Origin of the sequence: Natronincola peptidivorans (assembly GCF_900111615.1) — a bacterium.
Classification (GTDB): Bacteria; Bacillota; Clostridia; order Peptostreptococcales; family Natronincolaceae; genus Natronincola_A; species Natronincola_A peptidivorans.
Genome location: NZ_FOHU01000013.1, coordinates 47482 through 70487, shown reverse-complemented (window position 1 = coordinate 70487; position 23006 = coordinate 47482). Strand labels below are relative to the sequence as shown.

Annotated in this window: 22 protein-coding genes; 1 reads left to right on the top strand and 21 read right to left on the bottom strand. The window is 37.3% G+C overall.

What is annotated here, in order from left to right; all coding sequences use genetic code 11:
• The 17 genes from BMX10_RS18480 to ftcD form a co-directional block, all read right to left on the bottom strand.
• A complete protein-coding gene (locus BMX10_RS18480) occupies positions 1-1263 on the bottom strand; it encodes a xanthine dehydrogenase family protein molybdopterin-binding subunit (protein WP_090445033.1) in 1263 nt (420 codons plus the stop codon).
• Complete coding sequence (locus BMX10_RS13080; RefSeq protein WP_090445031.1) at positions 1260-1742, bottom strand: (2Fe-2S)-binding protein; 483 nt, start codon at positions 1740-1742, stop codon at positions 1260-1262. Before BMX10_RS13080 ends, BMX10_RS18480 begins: the two co-directional genes overlap by 4 nt.
• Positions 1743-1744: 2 nt before the next feature.
• Positions 1745-2623: an FAD binding domain-containing protein gene (locus BMX10_RS13075; protein ID WP_244272718.1), complete on the bottom strand. Its 879-nt coding sequence runs from the start codon at positions 2621-2623 to the stop codon at positions 1745-1747.
• A gap of 107 nt (positions 2624-2730) precedes the next feature.
• Complete coding sequence (locus BMX10_RS13070) at positions 2731-4071, bottom strand: 5'-deoxyadenosine deaminase (RefSeq protein WP_090445029.1); 1341 nt, start codon at positions 4069-4071, stop codon at positions 2731-2733.
• A 127-nt stretch (positions 4072-4198) separates the two neighbouring features.
• Positions 4199-5515 (bottom strand): NCS2 family permease, encoded by a 1317-nt coding sequence (locus BMX10_RS13065; RefSeq protein ID WP_090445083.1) that lies wholly within the window; start codon positions 5513-5515, stop codon positions 4199-4201.
• 114 nt (positions 5516-5629) lie between these two features.
• Positions 5630-7444: an adenine deaminase gene (ade, locus tag BMX10_RS13060; protein WP_244272717.1), complete on the bottom strand. Its 1815-nt coding sequence runs from the start codon at positions 7442-7444 to the stop codon at positions 5630-5632.
• Between the two features lie 39 nt (positions 7445-7483).
• Positions 7484-7750, bottom strand: coding sequence for a EutN/CcmL family microcompartment protein (locus tag BMX10_RS13055; protein WP_090445027.1), 267 nt, complete (start codon positions 7748-7750; stop codon positions 7484-7486).
• A gap of 26 nt (positions 7751-7776) precedes the next feature.
• Entirely contained in the window at positions 7777-8520 is a 744-nt protein-coding gene (locus tag BMX10_RS13050) for a hypothetical protein (RefSeq protein ID WP_090445024.1), read from the bottom strand.
• A gap of 47 nt (positions 8521-8567) precedes the next feature.
• Complete coding sequence (locus tag BMX10_RS13045; RefSeq protein ID WP_208976146.1) at positions 8568-8846, bottom strand: BMC domain-containing protein; 279 nt, start codon at positions 8844-8846, stop codon at positions 8568-8570.
• Positions 8847-9224 carry a BMC domain-containing protein gene (locus BMX10_RS13040; RefSeq protein WP_090445021.1) on the bottom strand — a complete coding sequence of 126 codons (378 nt, stop codon included), beginning with the start codon at positions 9222-9224 and terminating at the stop codon, positions 8847-8849.
• 78 nt (positions 9225-9302) lie between these two features.
• Positions 9303-9545 carry a hypothetical protein gene (locus BMX10_RS13035; RefSeq protein ID WP_090445018.1) on the bottom strand — a complete coding sequence of 81 codons (243 nt, stop codon included), beginning with the start codon at positions 9543-9545 and terminating at the stop codon, positions 9303-9305.
• A 29-nt stretch (positions 9546-9574) separates the two neighbouring features.
• Positions 9575-9841 (bottom strand): BMC domain-containing protein, encoded by a 267-nt coding sequence (locus BMX10_RS13030; RefSeq protein ID WP_090445014.1) that lies wholly within the window; start codon positions 9839-9841, stop codon positions 9575-9577.
• A complete protein-coding gene (locus BMX10_RS13025) occupies positions 9838-11277 on the bottom strand; it encodes a UbiD family decarboxylase (RefSeq protein ID WP_244272716.1) in 1440 nt (479 codons plus the stop codon). Before BMX10_RS13025 ends, BMX10_RS13030 begins: the two co-directional genes overlap by 4 nt.
• Positions 11249-11803, bottom strand: a complete 555-nt coding sequence (locus tag BMX10_RS13020; RefSeq protein ID WP_090445012.1) for a UbiX family flavin prenyltransferase — start codon at positions 11801-11803, stop codon at positions 11249-11251. The genes BMX10_RS13025 and BMX10_RS13020 overlap by 29 nt, the downstream gene beginning before the upstream one ends.
• A gap of 27 nt (positions 11804-11830) precedes the next feature.
• Positions 11831-12433 carry a cysteine hydrolase family protein gene (locus tag BMX10_RS13015; protein WP_090445009.1) on the bottom strand — a complete coding sequence of 201 codons (603 nt, stop codon included), beginning with the start codon at positions 12431-12433 and terminating at the stop codon, positions 11831-11833.
• Between the two features lie 12 nt (positions 12434-12445).
• Positions 12446-13861 carry a dihydroorotase gene (locus BMX10_RS13010; RefSeq protein ID WP_090445006.1) on the bottom strand — a complete coding sequence of 472 codons (1416 nt, stop codon included), beginning with the start codon at positions 13859-13861 and terminating at the stop codon, positions 12446-12448.
• 40 nt (positions 13862-13901) lie between these two features.
• Positions 13902-14810, bottom strand: a complete 909-nt coding sequence (ftcD, locus tag BMX10_RS13005) for a glutamate formimidoyltransferase (protein ID WP_090445003.1) — start codon at positions 14808-14810, stop codon at positions 13902-13904.
• 425 nt (positions 14811-15235) lie between these two features.
• On the opposite strand from ftcD, the gene BMX10_RS13000 reads away from it, so the two are divergent.
• Complete coding sequence (locus BMX10_RS13000) at positions 15236-15928, top strand: cyclase family protein (protein WP_090445000.1); 693 nt, start codon at positions 15236-15238, stop codon at positions 15926-15928.
• Positions 15929-16113: 185 nt separating this feature from the next.
• Here BMX10_RS13000 and BMX10_RS12995 read toward each other — a convergent pair whose 3' ends face one another.
• From BMX10_RS12995 to BMX10_RS12980, 4 genes are all read right to left on the bottom strand, one after another.
• Positions 16114-17772 carry a PucR family transcriptional regulator gene (locus tag BMX10_RS12995; RefSeq protein WP_090444997.1) on the bottom strand — a complete coding sequence of 553 codons (1659 nt, stop codon included), beginning with the start codon at positions 17770-17772 and terminating at the stop codon, positions 16114-16116.
• A gap of 85 nt (positions 17773-17857) precedes the next feature.
• Positions 17858-19015, bottom strand: a complete 1158-nt coding sequence (locus tag BMX10_RS12990) for a metallophosphoesterase (RefSeq protein ID WP_090444994.1) — start codon at positions 19013-19015, stop codon at positions 17858-17860.
• Between the two features lie 533 nt (positions 19016-19548).
• On the bottom strand, positions 19549-20973 hold the full coding sequence (locus BMX10_RS12985; RefSeq protein WP_090444991.1) for an HD domain-containing phosphohydrolase: 1425 nt from the start codon (positions 20971-20973) through the stop codon (positions 19549-19551).
• A gap of 538 nt (positions 20974-21511) precedes the next feature.
• A complete protein-coding gene (locus BMX10_RS12980) occupies positions 21512-22408 on the bottom strand; it encodes an EamA family transporter (RefSeq protein ID WP_090444988.1) in 897 nt (298 codons plus the stop codon).
• Positions 22409-23006: the final 598 nt, after the last annotated feature.

The following is a 23006-nucleotide window of genomic DNA, read 5'->3' as shown; positions in this document are numbered from 1 at the left end:
TTAAACAGCCCCCTCTGTTTTTTTTGAAAAGTTCATAGCCTCTGCTACCGCCTCAATGCAGTTTTGTAGAGGGATACTTTCCTCCAACACTTGGCCAGTTGCTGTTTTGGAGCCAACTGTAAAGCAATTTATAAGTCTGAAGGTGATTGGATCTATTGCCAGCTTTTCCGCCAACATATCCATTTGCTGTTCATGGCCGATAGGTACTTGGGCTGCACCAAATCCCCTCATGGCTCCAGCAAATGGATTGTTGGTGTAAACCGCATAGCTATCTATCTTCACATTAGGTATTTCATATGGACCTGTGGCATGGACTCCTGCTTTTCTTAATACATTTATTGCCCAGGAGGCATAAGCACCAGTGTCACCGATAATCTTAGCCTTCATAGCCATTAATTTACCTTCACTATTGGCTCCTGTTTTATAATACATAGTCATTGGATGTCTTTTACTATGGGCTTCAAAGGATTCTTCTCTAGAGTAAATTGTCTTTACAGGTTTTCCTGTTAGCATAGCTGCTAAGGCAAGATGAATTTGCATAGTAATATCTTCTCTCCCACCAAAAGCCCCACCAACAGCGGTATTGATGACTTTAATCTTTTCCAGTGGCATTATTAATGCCTCAGCTATCTCCAGTTGGTCAAAATGGGGGTACTGTGTGGCAACACATACCACAATCGAATCTCCATCTTTATAGGCTAATCCTGCCTCTGGTTGAAGGAATGCATGGTCTACCATAGAGGTTTTATATTCTCCCTCCACCACTGCGTGACATTTTTCAAAGGCAGCTTCCACATCTCCTTTTCTCAGCTTGTAATGATAGATGATATTACTACCATCATGGACCTTTGGTGCATCCTCTTTCATAGCTTCAAACGGATCAAAAACTCCCTTTATCTCCTCATAGGTCACTTCAATAGCTTCTATTGCTCTCTTTGCAATTTTTTCTGTGACAGCTATGACAAAAGCTAAAGGGTCACCTATCGCCCTAACTTTCTTGCTGCAAAGGACTTCATGATCCTTTAGCAATACGCCATGATGATTATTAGGAACATCTTTATAGGTTAGTATTTTTATTACACCAGGTATTGTTTTTGCTTTACTGATGTCTATTTTAACATGGGCATGAGGTTTTTTTGAACGTAGAGTTTTTCCAAAAACCATATCATCCATGAACAAATCTTGAGGATAAATAGCTTTACCTGTTATTTTTGCCAATCCATCTACTCTTATAACACTTTTGCCTACAACTTCAAGCTTCATTTCTCTTCTTCCTCCCTTCTTAAATACTGGGAAGCTTTCTCAACGGAGGTAATGATTTGATTGTATCCTGTGCATCTGCAAAGATTACCAGATATACCTTCCCTTATTTCCTTTCTAGAAGGGGATGGATTTCTATCCAATAGGGCCTTAGCAGATAATATCATTCCCGGTGTGCAAAATCCGCATTGCACTGCTCCTTCCTCTAAAAAAGCTCTCTGTATGGGATGTAATTCATCCTTTCTCTGTATACCTTCTATCGTAATAATCTCTTTCCCCTCTGCCTGAAAAGCCATCACCATACAAGCGTTCACTGAAACACCATCCATAATAACGGTACAAGCCCCACATTCACCTTCCCCACAACCCTCCTTCGTTCCTGTTAAACGAAGTTTATCTCTTAATACGTCTAAAAGCCTCATATCTTCTTCTATATCAACCTTATAGACCCCACCATTTACTTTTAATTGAATCACCTTCATGCTTAAATTCCCCCTTCTATTTTACAGCTTTTAAATGCCTTATCAACTGCCTTGTGAAATATACCTATGACAGCTTCTTTTTTGAAGGCTAAGGATGGACGCCCATAAAGTCTTTTCTCTATTTCTTTCTGTAGTTTTCTTCCACCTTGGTGGACTGTACTTGGATCTAATGCTTTTTCCTGCAGGAATTCTTCAACCCTTCTTTCCCTTAACCCATGTCTTCCTAATGCACCAGTTGCGATTCTTGTTCCCTTACATTTATTGTTCTCCTCTAACTCTAGAAATACAGCTGTGGATATCTTAGAAATAGCCAAGGCTTTTCTAAAACCAAGTTTGCTAAAGCCCAAACCTTGATTTGTTTGAAGCTTTTTAAACCTTATTTTGGTCAATAATTCGTCAGCTTTTAAAGCCACTTTTTCTTTATCTATAATAAATTCTTCTAGGCACATTTCTCGTATAGCATTTTTTCTTTCTAATACTACTACAGCATTTAATGCCAATAGTGGAGGAATAAAATCTGCTGCTGGGGAGGCATTACATATATTTCCTCCTATTGTTGCGGCGTTTCTTATTTGAGGTGATCCTACAGAGGCAGCTGCTTCTACCAATGCTGAAAATTTATCATGAAGGGTAAATTCTCTAGCTATTTCTGTAAAAGTAACTCCACTGCCAATTTCTATCCATTTCTCTGTCTCTTTTACCACTTTTAGTTCTTCTATATTGGATATATCTACCAATACACTAGATTTTTCTATTCCTTCTCTTAATTGAATGATGATATCCGTCCCACCTGCAATAATTTTACATTGCTCTTGATAATGCTCTAATATTTCAAGCGTCTCTTTTACATTTTTCTTTCGAAAAACCTCTTTTATTTCCAACCTTCATCCCTCCTTATACTAAAAGCATTTGTTTAAAGGAAAGCTATGCATATATTTCAAAATAGTAGCAAATCAGAAGAGATGAAATATAACATAGCTTTCTATTTTTATGCTTTTTTAATATTTCCCCGTAGCAATTGCTGATGAATCATCTTATTTGCATCCCTTAAAATCTCCTGCTCATTTAAGGTAGTCAATCTTCTATTTTCCATTACAACCTTACCATCAATAATTGTAGTCTCCACATCAGCAGCGCCTGTACTGTAGACTAGCTGTGATATAACATCAACTTCTTGCTTTGGACAACTATGTAATTTATCCAAGTTTACAATGACTAAGTCAGCTTTTTTCCCAACTTCAATGCTTCCCAGTTCCTTCTCCATCCCCATGACCTTAGCTCCTCCTATGGTGGCCATTTCAAATACTTTTTTAGCTGGCATAGCTGTGGGACTCAATAGTCGAGCTTTTTGAATCAGAGCAGCACTGCGCATCTCTTGAAAAGCATCTAAATTGTTATTGCAGGGTGCACCATCGGCAGCCAAAGAAACTGTTGCCCCCATTTCTAGCAACTCCGGGATTTTGGCAATTCCTGAAGCTAATTTAAGATTTGAGTTTGGACAATGGGCAATACCCGTTTCAGTTTCTGCTAATATCTTCATTTCTTCATCCTCCAGCCATATACAATGAGCTAGAATTAGATTTTTACCTGTAAGACCTAAGTAATGGAGATAACTAATATTTCTCATCCCTCTATCCTTCTGAAGGATTTTAATCTCTCCCCTGTTTTCTGAAGCATGTGTATGAATCATGACACCATGCTCTCTGCTTAGGTCCTTAACCCTCAAGAGTAATTCCTCCGTACAGGAAATAACGAACCTTGGTGCAAAAGCATATTGGATTCTATTGTTACTTCTACCATGCCATTTCTTTAATAGTCTAAGGCTTTCTTCTATAGAGGTTTTTGTGTCTTCCATTAGTGTTTTTGGAACCCCTTTGCCATAATCCATCATGCACTTACCTGCAATTCCCCTAAAACCGCTTTCATCTATAGCTTCAAAAATAGCATTTGTATGATGGACTGTACCCATATCAATAATAGCTGTTGTTCCACCCTTTATTAATTCTGCAATTCCAAGCTTTGCAGAAATGTAATTGGACTCATAGCTATGGGCTCCTTCTAACGGCCATATTCTTTCCTTTAACCAATCTAGCAGCTCTAAGTCATCAGCCTGCCCGCGATAGAGGGTTTGGGTCAAATGTATATGGGTTTGAATCAATCCTGGGATTACTACTTTTCCTTCAGCGTCAATGATCCTTGCATCCTCTATTTCTATCTGTGGAGCTACTTCCTTAATACGATCCTTCTCCATAAGGATATCCCCTTGGATTATTTCTCTTTTTTCGTTCATTGTTATGATTCTACCATTTTTAATGAGTGTTTTTTTCACAAGCTCGCCTCCTACTATCATTAACTTTAAAAACTAAACCCAGTTTATCTATTTTATTAGGTTCACTTTTTACAATTAATGAAATCTATTTCCCGTCCTATAAGAACGGGAAATAGATTCTTTTCTTTTAATGGATTAAAAACTTAGCAATAAATAAAACTGTTAATATATACATAATCGGCGACACTTTACTTCCTTTTCCTGTTAATAGCTTTAAGAATACGTAGGAAACCATACCAAATACAATACCTTCAGCAATACTGTAGGCTAAAGGCATCATTATTATCGTTAAGAAAGCCGGAATCGCTTCAGTAAAGTCATCTAAATCAATCTTAGTAATTGGTGACATCATGAATAAGCCAACCAGTACCAAGGCCGGTGCAGTAGCAGCTCCGGGAATCATAATAAACAATGGTGAGAATAATAGTGCGATAACAAACATACCTGCAGTTGATAGGGCTGTCAATCCAGTTTTCCCCCCCTCAGCTACTCCAGCGGCACTTTCTACATAGGTAGTAACTGTACTAGTGCCTAGGCATGCACCAAAGGTTGTTCCCACAGCATCTGCAAATAGTGCTTGTTTTGCTTTAGGAAGCTTTCCTTCTTTATCTAACATATCTGCCTTGGAAGCTACCCCTACTAAGGTTCCTAATGTATCAAACAAATCAACAAATAAGAATGTGAATAATACAATTAACATGTCTATACTAAAAATATTGGAAAAGTCAAATTTAAAGAATATTGGCTCTAGGGAAGGTGGTGTACTCATAAACCTGAATCCTTCGGGTAGATTGGTTACTCCCATAGGAATTCCTATAGCTGTAGTTGCAATAATCCCAAGCAGTAAAGCTCCTCTTACGTTTTTAGCTAATAAAATTCCAGTTACAATAATTCCGATAATCGCCAAAGCTGGAGCTGCAGTACTTAAGTCTCCAAGTGCTACAATAGTACCTTGCCCCGGTTCAATCATTCCAGCATTTACCAGTCCTATAAAGGCGATGAATAGTCCAATGCCTACTGCAACTGCATGTTTTAAATTCATTGGAATAGAATTTACTATAGCTTCTCGGACATTAAGGAAGGTCAGCAGCATAAATATGATACCCTCTAAAAACACTGCCGTTAAAGCAAATTCCCACGAGTAACCCATACCAAGCACTACTGTGTAGGCAAAAAAAGCATTTAATCCCATTCCTGGTGCTAAAGCGAATGGATAATTAGCATAAAATGCCATTACCAATGTTGCAATAATTGAGGATACAGCCGTTGCTGTAAAAACAGCACCGAAGTCCATCCCAGCATCGGATAGAATCAACGGATTTACAATTAAAATGTAGGCCATTGTCATGAAGGTGGTAATTCCTGCAATTACTTCTGTCTTTACATTTGTATTATGATCTTTCAACTTAAAGGTCTTTTCTAAAAACCCTTTTTCTACTTCCATCTTTGTACTCACAATTTAACCCCCTTTTAGGCATAAAAATTTTATTATTTTTGCCTGTGGTAGGATACCACTTCTCAAATGTCCTTTATCTGCTATCCTCCTTTCTATTTCCCATTACTCGATAACAGGCGGTAGAATTTCAAAATTATTTACATCAATCAAGCCTTGGTCTGTGATTTTCCATTTAGGACTTGTAGAAAGTGCTAGGAAGGACAGGTGCATAAAAGGCGCATGAACTTTACAGCCCAGTTGTTCTTTAACACTTTTTTCTAAATCAGCTATTTTTCTACTTACTTCAGAGCCTGTCAATTCATCGGTAATTAACCCTCCTACTGGAAGTCTTAATTCTTCTATTATCCGACCATTTTTTGTTACTGCAATACCACCGCCAATTTCGATAACATGATTAATCGCCGTCACCATATCCTTTAGATTGGCTCCTATGGCAATAATATTATGGGTATCATGAGCCACGCTTTCGGCAAAGGCCCCCTGTTGTAAACCAAAGCCCTTTACAAAGGCTTTGCCTATGCTTCCATTTCTACCATACCGCTCAACACAAACAATTTGTAAAGCATCTTGTCTTGTATCTGGGAGGACAGTTCCTTGTTGAGTTCTGACCTTTAGCTCTAACCCTTCTGATAAATTCTGATCTGGTATCAACTCTATACATCGAACCCTAGCCTCGCTGGCTTCAGCTTTTATTTTTATATCTTCCTCAGTAATTGGTTTGCATTTTACAGAATTTTTTACATTGCTTGGATAGATATACTTGGGCATATCTATTAAAAGCGTTCCTTGAGAAGCCACTAGCTTTCCTTCTAAAAATACAGCTTCTATCTTCATTTCCTTTAAGTCGTCGATAATAGCTATATCTGCTAATTTACCCGGCGCTAATTCACCTCTATCTTTAAAACCAAAGTAGGTTGACGGATTGAGGGTAACCATCTGTATCGCTTCTATAGGGTCCACACCTTCAGCAATGGTTCTCCTAACAATTTCATTCATATGTCCTAGCTTTTCTAAGTCCTCTGCTACCATATCATCCGTAGCTAAAATACACCTTCTCGAATCTAATCCTTCTTCCGTTATCGCCTTTATACATTCTGCCATATTTCGCTGTGTAGAACCTTCCCTCATAAAAACATAAACTCCCTGCCTTAGTTTTTCTATACACTCTTCCTTGGTGGTTGTTTCATGGCAGGAGCATGTTCCACCTGTTGAAATGATATGAGCGGCTAACTCATTACCAAATAATTCAGGTGCATTACCGTCTACGATCTTTCCTATGCTTTTGGCATAAACAGTGGAAGCCACTAAATCTGTGATAACCTCTGGGGTATTTCGATAAACATGTTTTGCGTTACTAAAGCCCTGTAGCTCTCCTATACCGATTACATTTGGGTAGTTTAATATCTCTTTCATATCCTTTGAGGTAACATCATAACCGGCAGTCTCTAGGCCTGGGCAATCAGGAGTTAAGGCTGGCACCACCAAATGTACGTGGTTAGGAACTATATTAGCCTCCTCTGCCATAGCCTTCATACCTATGGGACCAAGTGCGTTCCCTATTTCATGGGGATCTGCCACCAAAGTAGTTGTCCCGGATGGAATGGATAACTTCGAGAATTCTGTTATGGTTAACATACTGCTTTCAAAGTGCATGTGGGAGTCAATAAAGCCAGGAGATAGATATTTGCCTCTCACATCTACTACAATGGTCTCCGGACCTATTAATTTTTCTCCATCTCCCACTACCAGGATATACTTTCCCTTTATAGCAATATCGCCTTGATATATCTCCCTTGTTAACACATTGATTATATTGCCTTGATATAATACAATATCAGCAAAATGGTTTTCTGACATCAGTACATCAATAAGCCCTCTATATTCTATAGCTTGTTTTATTACTAAAGCATCTGACAATTTTCTCCCCCCTTCTGCTTCATTCCTTTAAAGCTTACTTCAATAAATATCTATGTTATCTACAATGCCTATAATAGCTGCATCAATAGGGGATTGTATCTTGTCTGCAGCGTACCTAGCTGCTGTCCCTTGTGTGTAGATAACAATTTCACCGATACCTGCCCCTACAGTGTCCACTGCAACTAATGCTTCCCCTATGGGTTCTTTTTGCATATTAAGGGGTTGTGTAACCAAAAGTTTGTTTCCCGTTAATCTCTCATCTTTTCTAGTAGCCACTACTGTTCCAATGACTCTTCCTATATGCATTTTACCATCTCCTTTTAAGGGAATTCCTAACCTTTTATGATTTTTATTCCCCTTGCTTTTGCAGTATCCTTTGCTAATGGGGTAATTATTGCATCAGAGGGAACCATCATATTCAGATTAGAGCTGTCAAATGCTAACACATCTCTTTCTGTAATGACCCTATGCCCAGTACTGGCTTTCTCATTCTTTACATCAAAATTATCAAGTGGAGATTTTCTAATATCATCAAAACACTCCAGTGATTTAACCCCCATCTTCTCCAGCTCTAGTAATACAAGCTTTATCTTTTCCTGGATGTAAGGATTGGAGGTAGTGGTTCCTTTATACTCTGATAAACTCTTATAATTCATCCATATGGGTTTCCCCATCCACAAAGCCTCCCATAATAGCTTTGGAATCAGCTGGTCTTGAATCCCCAAAGAAAGCTTTATGGCTGTGTTTTGTGTTGCCAAAGGCACCAAAATCCCTTCAATTCCCTCCATAGAATTGACTTCTATAGATGAACTACTTTCTCTATATACTTTTCTTGGTTGCAACAGCTTGCATAACTCGTCAATGTTTAATAGTTTCTCTCCATTGCTAGAGATTGTAAAATCAAAGCTATAGCCTTGGTTTTTAAGACCTTCTAATTGCTTTAAGTACTTTTCTTGATCAGTAACTGTGCCTGTAAAGACAATCATCAAATGTTCTTTTTTCTCCTTAGAAAAGCTATTATTATTCTTTAATATAAGATGCTCCATAATTTTTTTGGTTTGATTATATCTATTCATCCTTTTCCCCCTCAATCATAGAGTAGGAAGCCTTCCATTAACTATGACTATTCTCCTTTAAGCAACACTCTCTCCACTTCTGCATGAGGTCTTGGTATAACATGAACAGAGTGAAGCTCTCCAACAGCTCTAGCAGCTTCTGCACCAGCGTCTGTTGCAGCCTTTACTGCCCCTACATCTCCCCTTACCATTACAGTTACAAGGCCAAAGCCTATCTTTTCATATCCAACTAAGTTCACATTTGCTGCCTTAACCATAGCATCAGCTGCTTCTACTGCCCCTACTAATCCTTTCGTTTCTATCATACCTAGTGCTTGACTCATCATTTATTCCTCCTTTTTTTTGTTTTTACTCTGTTTATTTTGTTTTGTTTTAGATTCCTTAGGCTGTTCTTTAACTATTTTTTTCTTTGCTTTTTTTTCAAATGCCTGTATTATTAAGTCAACCTCCTCATGCGGTCTAGGAATAACATGGTGGGACAGTACAGTTCCTACCTTACTGGCTGCAGCTACTGCTGCCTCCACACTGGCCTTAACAGCCGCAACTTCTCCTGCAATATGAACTGTTACACTTACAGCTTTTCCTGCACCTATTACTTTTTCATATCCTACTAATTTAACATCTGCTGCTTTACCTGCTGCATCTAAAGCTGTGATGGCCGTCGTCAATCCTATGGCTTCAACTAATCCCAATGCTGCCCTCATGAAAACACCCCGTTTCTCCTTCTTTGATTTCCAAGAATTCTTTCACTCTATCCCGTTAATCTCTTCTAGATCTTCCCATTAGAGTTTACTGGTTTTAGCCGCAAGCTCTGATAATGACATCACCGGAAGCTTTTTTTGATTTTTTATTGAGATACCCTTATCCCTTTGATTCTCAATTTTTTTGTCTTTATAAATTAGACTAATTAGCAATTCTTCTTCTTTTTGCTGTAAATCAACATTAGTTTTCTCTGTACTTTTCTGTTTCTCCAAAGATTTACTAGCAATATTATTCATAATAACCTTTGTTAACGGATTTGCCAAAACTATCACCCCCACTTTACTATGCTATCTTAATTTAACAGCTCATCCACCTCATCATGGGGTCTTGCAATTACATTTGTAGAAATAATTTCTGCTATAGATTCAACAACCTCTACTGCATTCTCTACAGCTGCCTTCACTGCTGCCACTTCTCCACCCACAATTACAGCTACAATGCCCGAGCCTACATAGTTGAAATCAATAATCTTTACATCAGCTGATTTTACCATTGTATCAGCCGCTTGTATTGCTGCAATTAAGCTTCTTGTTTCTACCATTCCTATGGCTTCCTTCATATGGCATTACCATCCTTCTGTATGTTTTTGTATTGGGGAAAATATTTTGAAATATCTATATCCTCATAGCCGGGAATTACAGCTCTTTCAAAGCTTTTCCCTAATTCTCCAATGGGTTTTGTTGCATCTATTCCTACTTTGTCTGTTACTCCTTTCAAGCTATGGGAGGGCTCTAATCCCGATCCCAAGGCACCAGATATAATGGTAAGATCCTTAGAAGCCTGCATCCTTGTTGCAATGGCCCACTCTATATCATCTGGATCAAAGATATCAACATCGTCATCCACCACAACCACATGCTTTATATCTTTACTGCTGGCTAAGGCGCCTAAAATGGCGCTTTTGCCAGCACCTTCTTGTTTTTTGCAAATTGAGACAAATGCATGTAATCTACATCCTCCTGATACTGTTACATTTACATCCTGTACATCTGCTAAATTTTTTACTGCTGTATAAAGCTCAATTTCTCGAATCAATCCATTGGATAGATGCTCTTCTCTACAGGGAAATGCCGTTTGAAAAATAGGATTGTTTCTATGCATAACCGTTTTAACTTCTACTACTGGATGAGGTGCTGCTCCTCCATAATAACCCATTAATTCTCCAAAAGGACCCTCTTCTTTTCTACGATTTGGAGGCATAATGCCTTCTAACACAATCTCGCCATAGGCAGGCACTTCTAAATCAACACTATGGCATTTTACAAGCTCCAAAGCCTCTCCCCTCAGAGCACTGTCCACTTCATACTTATCTGCACCATAGACTTCACTGCTAATCTGAGAAGCTAGTAATAGACTATAATCATAGCCTAAAATTATGGCTACCTCTAACGGTTTATTTTGCTCCTCCATTTGAAAAAACTGTTTATTGGCTAAAGATGAGGCAACCAAAATGCTTACTTCGTTGCCACCATTGACCTGTAATCTTCGAACAGATATATGTCTTTTACCCGTCTCAGGGTCTTTTAAAACCACAATTCCTGAAGTAATAAAGCTGGAGGAGTCCTTTTCATGGAAGGTGGGAATAGGAAACATTCTTGGTATATCAATATTTCTAGTGATAATATTTTCCATCACTGGTCCCTTTGTTAAAAGCTTTGTAGCTTTTGGATTTGCAATAGCATCCATCATCCTGAAAATTCTTTCCTCATGTTTCATTCCAAGCATCTCATAGTAGATTTCGCGGTTTCCAAATAGGGCCCCTGCTACCGACATTTTGCTTCCCTTTATCTTATTAAATAATATAGGAACTTCATTTTTAAAATATTTTAACACTGCCCCTAGCTCAAATTTAGGCTCTACCTCTACATCACATACCTGTAGATAACCCTTTTTATTCAATTCATCAATAGCAGCCCTAAGCATTTGAGTTTCCATTCTTTTCTGACCCTCCTCCCATATGTTTTGTCTATTCCCCCCACCTTTTAAATAGGCCATGCTCTATCTCCATTTGATCTAATGTCCTACCCACCATAATACTTACGATATCCTCAATGGTCTCAGGATGGTGATAAAAACCAGGGGCAGCTGGTAAAATTCTTACTCCTAGCTTTGCCAGCTTCATCATATTTTCTAGGTGTATTACACTTAAAGGTGTTTCCCTTGGAACAATCACCAGCTTTCTTCCTTCTTTAATGGTTACATCAGCGGCTCTAGTTAAGAGATTATCTGAAATGCCATGAGCTACCGCCGCTAAAGTCCTCATAGAACATGGAATTATAATCATCCCATCCGTTTTAAAGGAACCACTGGAAATGGACGCCGCAAGATTCTTGTTATCATGGTGAACGGAAGCCAGTTCCTTCAGCTCTTCTAATCCCATACCGCATTCATGCTTAACAACGTATTCTCCCATGGTAGATACAACTAAATGGGTCTCTATTTCTAAGGTTTGTAATACTTTCAATAGTCCTACAGCATAGATAGCGCAGCTACCTCCTGTGATGCCTACAACGATTTTCATAGCATACACCACCTTCCTATGGGTTTTCTATTTTACCCTGTTTTCTGTATCTCCTCCACCAACCCATGGATCTTCACCTTTTTCCCAAGCCTCTATGTATTCATCTATTGTCATTACTTTTGTAAAGATGCTTAAATCATTCAAGCCATATTGGTGCATTTCTTCAGTCTTTGAGGCACAACCATCACTCAAAGTAATTACTTTATAGGCATGTGCCAATGCATCTGTTGCTGTACTTCTTACACAGACATTGGTCCATACCCCTGTTACTACAACAGTATCTATAGCTTCCTCTCTTAGATATAAATCAAGATCTGTGTGGGCAAAGCCACTGTGTCTTCTTTTGGGTACGATATATTCATCTCCCTCTGGATAAAGAGCCGGAATAAAATCTGAACCCCAGGTCCCCTTCACTGCATGTACTGGTCTTACACGGAAATCAGCATCATGCTTTCTATGGGCCTCTTGAATATGAACTAAGTGAACATCATCACCTTTACGATTTCTGACCCATTTAAAGAGTCTTTGTAAATCAGGTATGATGGTTTCCCCACCAGGGCATCGTAAAGGCGCCTTTTCACCTACAAAATCATTTAACATATCTATTACAAGTATGGCATGTCTAGGCATGAAATTCCCTCCCTAATATTTAATCACTCTATCTAATTTTTGAATGTTTTGTCTTCTGACGAATTGACCGAAGCCTTCTTTTCCAACAATGCCAATTTCATCATCATAAACTAGGGTTCCTCTAACAACTGTTTTTACAGGTTTGCCTTTAAGCTTAATCCCATGTAATGGGTTGTATTTAGCCATAGAGTAGGTTTTCTTTTGATCAATTGTCCATTCCTTCTCAAGATCAATAATGGTAAAATCTGCATCAGATCCTATATGCATTGCACCTTTTTTAGGATATAGTCCATACTGCTTCGCCGCATTGGTGCTGAGTACCTCTACCATTTTGCTTAGGGTTAATCTGCCCTTGTTATAGCCCTCACTGACGATAATAGGCACCAATGTCTCTACCCCTGGAATCCCTGGGAAAGCTGTCCAAATGTTTACTCCCTCCGCCTCTTTTTCTGTTGCAATCTCATAAGGTGCATGATCAGTACCCATAAAATCTACACTACCATTTTGTAGGCCCTCCCAAAGCTCCACATTATCTTTCTTTGTCCTAAGGGGAGGAGCTATTTTAGCGTACTGCTGATGCTCTGTCATAGCATCCTGATAGTTTAGCATTAGATAGTGAGGACAGGTTTCAGAGGTTACATCTAAACCTTTCTTTTTTGCTTCTCCCACTAGCTTTGCTCCAATTCCTGTACTCATATGAACAATATGTAGTCTTGCACCAGTTTCTTCAGCGAAGCTTATTCCCAGTTGAATAGCAGCTTTTTCCGCTAGCTCTAGTCTTGCTTCCGCCCAAGCTGGTCCATCCATTCTACCTTCTTTTTGAAACTGATTTACATAGTAGTCACACATAGCGTAATTCTCAGCGTGGATCCCTACTGGTAATCCAGTTTCTGCAACCCATCTAAAGGCCTCCAGCATTTCAGGATCTGTCACTCTTTCATAGGTTGGTACTGATGGCGTCATATAAACCTTATAGGCACATACCCCATAATCAGCTTGCTCTTTAATGATTTCTTTTTTACCTGCTCTTATGTCTTCGCCTGTTACCCCACCCCACATTGCATAGTCAATGATAGCTTTATCCTTAATAGCGTTTAGCTTTGACTCTAATTCTTCTACCCCTCTTACAGAAGGTTTAGAGCAACAAGGCATATCCATAATTGTAGTTAATCCACCTGCAGCAGCTGAAGAGGTCCCTGTTAAGAAATTTTCCCTATGAGTAAAGCCCGGGTCCATAAAGTGTGTGTGGGAATCAAAACACCCTGGAATTGTTAAATGACCCTCCGCATCAATTACTTTTTCATACTGAATCCCTTCTAAATCTGTTAAGAAGCCTGCTATTTTTTCATCCTTTACAAGAATATGGGTTAACATGGTATCGTCCCCCTGTGGAATTCTTGCATTTTTTACCACTACATCATATTTCATTAAAAATCCCCCTTTAATATCTTTTATAGTAGAGCTATTCTTATTTCATTAAATGGCTTTCTAGTATTTGATCTTTTCTAAAGTTTTCTAAACCTAAATAGTATTCTAGTGAATTCAACAAATAATCTAGTTTCACTGGGCCTACAATTTCCGAGCCTGTAACCGCCACGCCATATCTTGCCGCCTCTTGCTTCACAAAATTGAAGGTCCTATATAGAGGTGTAGCACCACAATCAAACATATTCATTGAAACAACTACCCCTGACCTTTCTGGAAACTTGATTCCTACAGCCCTAACAGTGCTAAAGCCGCCACTTGGTCCTCTAACCCCTTTAGCAATGGCTTTTGCTATAGTTATATCCTCAGTTGCTAAAAAAACATTATAAGCTGTTAGTCCTTCATAATCAGCACTGATGATCGTTGCCCCTGCTGTTGGATGCAAGGCAGCTGGTCCTATATCAGGCTTTCTTTCCTCCTGATGAACAACCTGCTTCAATCCTTCATATTGCCCTTGACGAATAAAGGAAATAGACTTTTTTTCTTCGGTTCTGGCATTAGCACCTGCAAAATAAACAGGTACTTCATATCGTTTAAATACTTCTTCCCCAATTTCTTCTGCCAAGGCTTTACATTCTTCTAAAGAAATATTTTTGAAGGGAAATAAAGGTATGGTATCCTGCGCCCCTATTCTGGGATGGGTTCCCTGCTGCTTTTCCATATCAATCAGCTGATAGCTTTTACCAGCCATCATCAATAAAGCTTCCTTTAAAGCCTCTGGTTCTCCAATAAGGGTTACAACTGTTCTATTGAAGTCGTACTCAGGCTCATAGCTTATCAGGGTGACTCCCTCAACACTTCTTAATGGCTCTACGATTGATTCAATAACTTCTTTTCTTCTGCCTTCACTAAAATTAGGTACTGCCAAAATGTACTTTTTTTCAGCCGTCATAACGAAGCCTCCTCTTTAGAAAATATTATCTTGCTTGTTTTTGAACATGATTTATATTCATCTCATTTTCATTCTATTCTGACACTTTACTAGAAAATTCCATAAAAGTAGTAAATCCCCTTTGTAAGATATATACAAAAGTTCAGCAATTTCATTAGCAATATTCGCATCATTTTTGTAAGATATGCATAAATTTTACGTGTTTTTATTCAAAAATTTTATAGCAATATCGCTAGGTCCTTTTAAAATACAGATTCCTCCTCCCTCTGTATTTTTTGTCTTTGACCCCATAATAATTATATAAATATATATTCAGTAGGAATTTTCTGTAAAAGAATGTATAATGAAATCATCATCCTTAGTCTTTTCTAATATTGAAAACCCTTATCCCATTTCATGATTTAGGTGAAGAAAGGAGACTGGTCATGGCTTTACGATTAATTGATTTATCTCAGGAAATTTTTCAAGGAATGTCTGTATTTCCAATGCATCAACCTACCTTCATTATGACCAACATGACTCACGAGGAAAATATGCAAGCTACGGGCAGCAAAACCTTAGGCTTTTCAGCCCGCAATCTATTGATTAGTGAGCATGGTGGTACCCACTGTGATGCAGTTTGGGAATATAAGCCCTCTGGTGCTACTATCGATGAAATGCCTCTGCATCATTTTTGGGGAAGTGCAATTTGTATCGACTTATCACACGTTTCTCCATCCCAATACATAGAGATAGATGATTTGGATTCAGCCCTTGCTAAATCTGGTCTTACCATTGAAAAAGGAGATATTGTTCTGCTGTATACAGGTCACTATGACCGTTACTTTGGTACCGACCAATGGCAAACTACCTATAGTGGTTTAAGCTATAAGGCAGCAAAATGGCTAGCAGAAAAAGGCATTGTAAACATTGGTGTAGATGCTCCTGCCATTGATCACCCAGAGGATTTAGACTTTTCTGGTCATTTAGTCTGTGGTGAATACGACATCACCAATACAGAGAATCTTTGCAACCTGCATTTACTAGTAAATAAAAGATTTTTGTATTTTGGTCTTCCTTTAAAGATCCGTGCTGGTTCTGGCTCCCCTATACGGGCAATCGCATTATTGGAGGAATAATAATAGCCCCTACTTTATCTAGTAAGGGCTCATACTGTGGAAATAACTTTGTCAATTTTATTACTTAAATAACCCAGCAACCTAACGTATTTTCATATGCGATACGGTCACTGGGCTTTTTCCTGTATTGAATCTGGTGAGCTTTTTCAACAGTTCATATTCATTGACTATTTCAAGAACCACCTTTATTTTTTTAGTAATTTTTTAATTTTTATAGCTATTTCTAGGTTTAGACGGTCTTTATGATTCTCTAAATTCATACCTGTAATCTTTTGAATCCGTTGAATTCGATATAATGTAGTGTTGTAATGTGTAAATAAATCCTCCGACAGCTTTTTTAGATTTCCGTTGCTTTGAAAATACATATCTAAGGTTTTTACCAGTTCAGCTGATCTTTTACTATCGTATTCTACCAAAGGTAGGATCGTAGCTTCATAGAATCTTTCTAATTCCTCCTGCAAAGAATCCTGACATAATATTTTATAAATTCCCATTTTCTCAAAGTAGGCGGTCTTTTTTTCGCCTATCAGCTCGCCGTTTTCTATTGCCTTAATAGCATCAATATAGCTTTTATATACTTCACCCAATCCAAAATAAGGCCTTCCTATTCCTATTTTATAGTGCTTTTCTTTTAACCGCTGTTCTAAATTTTTTTCTAAAAATTCACAAAAATTCTGTGTAGATGTTTGAAGTTTATTTTTACCAGAAAAGGTCAATAAGACATTGATACTATCAGTTTTATTTGCTATAAAGGCTTTAAGGTTCAGCTCCTTAACCAGTGTTTCGATATCACTATTTATGAGGGCTATTGTTTTCAATATTTCGTCAGTTACTATAGTTGTCTGGCTTTCTAATTGAATCACCACCATGATATACCCTTCATCTAGCTTTAATTTAAATACATCAGCCCTTTCTAATGCTTTTTCCTTTCTATTTTTATCTAATGATAGAAGATCTTCTAAAAATTCAGCCCGATATCTATTTTCAACATCTCGTACAGAGATTTGTTTAAGGATTTCTAAAGCAATAGTGGTGGAAGCTGTTTCTAAAACTGATAAATCGAAGCCTCCTAGGGGTGTTTCCATTGCCCAGGAAAAAATATGTCCATAAACATTATTTTTCACTACAATAGGCATTACCATTCTAGTGATATGTTTGCCTTCAATAGTTTCTATAGTTTCTTCAAACTTTCTTTTCTTTATTTTTTTACCTTTGTTGTATTCATAATAGTCACTAAAATTTTCTAGCAGAAAAACTCTAGTTTCCTCTTCAACATCACCTAGCTCCATTATTATCTCATTGGTAAATTCTAACCTAATTATAACTGGATTTCGTAGATTTTCATAAATAACCATTCCAACATCTTGAATTTTTCCACCACTTAACACAACCTTCATCAGCTGCTCATGAACTTTTTCTAATCTTTGCAATAAAGAAGCTTGCTTATTAAAAATTTCCATAAAAATAGGCGTCATGATATCTGAGAATGGCGTTCCATAATATAGATCAATAATGGGAAAGTTTAACATATCTGCAAGCTCAACTACTTCTTGAGATATAGATTCTAAATAGGGATATATTTTAATACCAATTCCTGCTAACCCTTTTTGGGCACATTCTCGAATCAATTTTTTTTGTGTTTCAACATCATCCTTTTTAAAGGAATAAGCTGTTGTTAATAGGAGCTCCCCTGAATCTACCCAATTGAGAATGTCTGGATCTGCCATAATATTTACTCTTGAAACTGTGTTGCGGCTTCCTTGTAATCCTGCAATCAACTTGCATTTACTCATGCATTCCATTTTCATAACATCTTCTATGGTGATACCATTTTGTCTTCTCATCAATATTCCACTCCTAATAACCAATATTCCTTTGTTTGGTCAGCAAGATTTTCATGAATTTGCCAAAATTAAATCCAAGAGATGCCTAGAACCTCACCTTTACATGCACAATTTCAGAAGAATGTCCTACCCTCATGGGTGGCCCCCATGTTCCAGCCCCAGAGGTGACAATTACGTGGGTATTTCCTATCTTTTCATATCCCCAATCTACCATAAATATTTTTCTAGTAAATATCCTAAAAGGGAATAATTGCCCTCTATGTGTATGCCCAGAAAGCTGAATATCCACACCTGCCGCTCCAGCTTCATCAATATCCACTGGTTGATGATCTAACATAATAATGGGTAATCCTCTGTCAACATCTAGCAATATTTCCTCTAAGCTCTTTCGAGGGCTTCCTATAAATCTTTCATATGCTTTATCTTCTCTTCCAACTAAATAAAATGCATTAGCTATTTTTACGTGTTGATCTCTTACTACATTTATTCCTGATTTTATAAAATATTTTTCTGCTTCTTCCACCTGCCCGCCAATATACTCATGGTTTCCCATAGATGCGTAGATACCCAGTGGAGGATTAAGTTTATGAAAAACTTCCATCATATTTTGCTCAACAAATGTATCAACCCGATCATCTATAATATCTCCCGGCATAACTATTAAGTCAGGAGACAAGGAACTGATTTCCTCCACAATCTTTTCCAATTGATTTCGATTAACAAATCTCCCTAAATGCAAGTCTGACAGCATCACTATATTTACTTCTTGTAATGTCTCTACTTCTTTATCCAATTGAACTTCATACCTTACTATTTCAAGATTACGTGCACTCCACCACCCATAAGATACTATAATCAGAACCAAGCTAATCACCGTCAGACCCATTGTTATAGCAAGCTTAGGATGATGCATTAAATCCTTAGGGATAAACTGAAATTTTTTATTAAATAATAACACTAGCTCTCCTAAAAACAAAAGCATGATTAGATAAGTCATAATGCCCATCCAATAGCCGCCAATAATCTCTAAGAGATGACTTAAGCTATTTGATAACCACCTATCCCCCACACGAGCAATAATAAACGAAAAAGCTATTAACCATATAACTATCCAGTAACCTACTATAGAAAAATTTACACCGCTAGCAATAAAGAACTGTAGTCCTCTGTAGCCAATATAATAGGTAAGTCCTCCATAGATAAAAAGCATCAGGATAACCATAGCAACAAATAATAGATTCATAAAAGTTCCTCTCTGTCTTTAATTTTTTGTCCCTCCTCTTGATACCAAGAAAGCATTTCCTATACATAATCATTATAACCTTGCTTTTGCCGCAACTTCCGCAAAATACGATGAAACGCTAGTACTATTTTTAATAGTATAGTATTCTATATTTTTCTCTAACTTCCTCTAAATCTAAATCCTTTTTCAGCATTAATTCATTTTACTGCACCATTATATAATGTATAGATGTCCAATCTAAGAAGTTAAAATATACATTTTTTTATTTACCGTGATTAATTATACGATGATGAATCGTAATTTTGATACGCACAGGCCTGCGGTTTCACCAATGGATGATATCTGCAAATGCAGCCCTTTAGTGTATCAAAATTAAGCTTAGCAATATCCAAATATTTCTTAGTATAATGATAGCTTTCAACTTGTATATCTATATATCTCCAAAATTTTATCTTTACATTCATTATAGTCATCTATCAGCAATATTTCGATTTATCGAATTAATATAGGTCACTTTGTTTGATTTAATCCAGTTATTTCTCCAAGGATGACATAATGCTTAAGAATAGGTTAGTAAGCTCTGGGTCAAACTGACTTCCACCATGTCTTTCAATTTCCTGTAATGCTTCTTTATGACTTTGTGCTGCTTTGTATGGGCGGCCTGAAATAATTACCTCGTAAGCATCTACGATTGAGATTATTCTAGCTAAGATAGGAATCTCTTCACCTTTTAATCCTCTTGGATATCCACTTCCATCCCATCGCTCATGGTGCGCCAAGATATCTTCTGCTACATGGGTGTACTCTGGAAGAGTAGATGTAATTCTATATCCCACTTCACTATGTTTTTTTACGATGGCCCACTCTTCTTGGTTAAGTGGACCTGGCTTTAATAATATCTCTCTAGGTATTGAGGCCTTGCCAATATCGTGTATGGAAGCCAGTAGTTTAATATCCTCCAGGATACTCCCTTTAAGTCCATAAGCCTTTGCCAGCTTGAGGCTTAGTATAGTCATTTTTTCATAATCATGATCTGCTTGATCCATTTTATCTAGTAGAGCATTTGTAATTCTTTGTCTATTCTCCTTACCTTCATGTAGCTTATTTTCATACATGATTCTTTCTGCATCCTTAATTACATCAAAAATATCTTGCTCTTTCTTTTTCTTTGTAGCATATCCCAAAGCAATACTTAATGGAATTGGTTTTGCCTTTTCTTGTTTGCACATATGCTGAATTCTTTTGCATGTTTTGGCAGCTGTATAGGCACTGGCTTTGGTTAGAAGGATTGCGAATTCATCACCACCCCAACGGGCAAGGATATCTTCTTTACGAATAGATTTCTTCAGAACATTACTTATTCTTCTTAGTAGATTATCACCTTCTAGATGGCCAAATGCATCATTGGTCAGCTTCAAACCATTTATATCACCTATGATAATACTTATAGGTAATTGTCTTTCCACATCCAGTCGCTTTAGCTCCTTTTCAAAAAAAGCTCTATTATATAAGCCTGTTAATTTATCATGAAAGCTCAGCTGTTTAATAATTTCTTCTGTCTTCTTCTTCTCACTAATATCTCGAACATTAGCAAGAATTACATCTTGATCTTGAAATGAAATCCTAGTAAGATACACCTCAACATCAAAAACACTTTCATCTTTTAGAGATTTTGCTCTCCATTGAAAAAACTGTTCCTCACCAGCTAAAACTTGTTCCCATATAAGTGGCAATTGCTCAAAATCATTATCTGAAGCTGATAGATCAATAACTGCCATCCCTCTTGCTACATCAAAATCCACCTGATACAACTGTAGCATTCTTTTATTTACATATAAAATTTTTCCCTGTAAATCATGAATAATGATTGCATCATAAACACTATCAAATATTATCCTTAGATTATCCTTTGTCATAAATAGAGCATCAGTGATATCTTTCGTTTCATCTTTTATCATAAGGTTTCCTCCTCTTGTTATCTAATGTAACAGTCTTGGTTGCAAGTAAGCATTCTATCAATTTCCAATTACTTTCTCCTTTTTATCAGAACTCCTTATAGTCAAAAAGATATCCTAGTTTGTGTTTACCACAACAAATAATGTGCCCTTCTGCAGACTTCTTGTTTACACCTATGACTTTCTATCTTAGAAAAACTTCTGTTAGAATAAGCGTTTTTTACTTAGTAAACATTTCTTGACAATGTTGTAGACCTACTAAATCTTCTGATTTTGTGCAATACTAATTCTTCCTCTGTTTTCCTACAAAAAACCTTGACTTTTACATAACTTATTGAATTTATACCTTTTCAAAACAAAAATACTCTATGTAGATTAAAAATTATCAGAGTTAATTGTATTTAGTCATATTCTAAAAAAACTAGAGCTGAAAAGAATAGTTCATCCTTCATCCCTAGTTTTCTTACATAACTGTATTAGTTTCTATTGTAGATAAGACATGGTAAATAAAAATCACAATTAGAATCGTCTTATGAAAGCATCATGTCTGTACCTTTTCTACATTTCTCATCAGCTTTCCTCCAAAAACATTGACTGCCAAGCCCGTCATCACCAATAAAGCTCCTATAAACTGTCCTAGAGAAAATGTCTCCTTTAAAAGTAAAGCAGCACTGCTCATCCCTACCACTGGAACTAACAATGCGAAAGGAGAAACCATCGATGCTGGATAAAGAGAAAGTAATTTTCCCCACAGTCCGTAGCCAACCAACAAAGAAAAATAAGCTAGATAGATTATTGAAACTACTGTGATCCAGTTGACAGAATACCAAGCTTCCTGCCAAGCATTGGTCCCTTCTATGTATAGAGACAAAAAAGTTAACGGTAGTATAGCTACTGCACCAGCCCAAACGATTAGAGATAACATAGAAAAAGCAGGAACACCCTGAGTAGCTCGACGCATGATTATATTACCTACGCCCCAGCTAGCGGATGCAGCCAAGGTAAACCAAAAACCTGCCGCAGTCATACTACTGCCTTGCTGTAATCCTACAATCACCATACCACCAGCAGCAATTATAAGTCCTACTAAATGATTCCAACGCCATTTCTCACCTAACACTAGGACAGCAATCGCCAATGTGAAAAAAGCCTGTGACTGATGTACAAGAGAAGAGAGACCTGCAGGCATCCCCATCTTCATCCCTATAAAAAGCAATGCAAATTGCCCCACATTAATAGACAATCCCAAAGCAATGAGCCAGCGCCAATCTATCGGGGGTCGAGGCAAAAAAAAGATGGCAGGAAGACAGACAGCAATAAATCGTATAGCCGCCAACATTAATGGTGGCATGTTTTCCAACCCCAATTTAATAGCAATAAAGTTTAGACCCCACAGTATTGCTACAATGAATCCTATACCTATGTCACGTTTGTTCAAGAATATACCTCCCTAAGTATGATAAATAATCAGCTGAAACATTAGAATACAAAGGAAAATGATCCTAGTACTTTACTATCACTAACATAACAAGAACTAAACTGCTCTAACAATGAGGCTTTACATTCATTTAAAATGCCTCTGAAAGATAAATGATTATACTTTATAACAACTACCCATCGCTGGTGTAGCGGCCATTGTGAGCAAATATCCTTCACTCTGTTCAGGATGACAACCTCTAGTGTTTTCTGGCATCGCTATTTCGTTTCTAATCAACAATAGTATTTAACATAGCTTTTTAATTAAAAAGCTTCTATGGTTTTGAAAGCTCTTATTAAATGTACCCATTATTATTCCTGTAATAATTGTAATCCTTTATTTTTATTCAGTCAATAGAAACCATTTCAGTTACGTATATTTATAAAAGTGTATTATATACTTATCCTCTACTATCTCTAATCAGTATCAGTTCCAGTGATTGTACAATACTCCTTGACATAGCTGCTGCATAAGTTAAGGTTGCAGCTTTCGCTTGAATACTAAAAGACATTCTTATGGAAAAAGACCGCACTGCTTTCATACAGTACGGTCTTTTTTA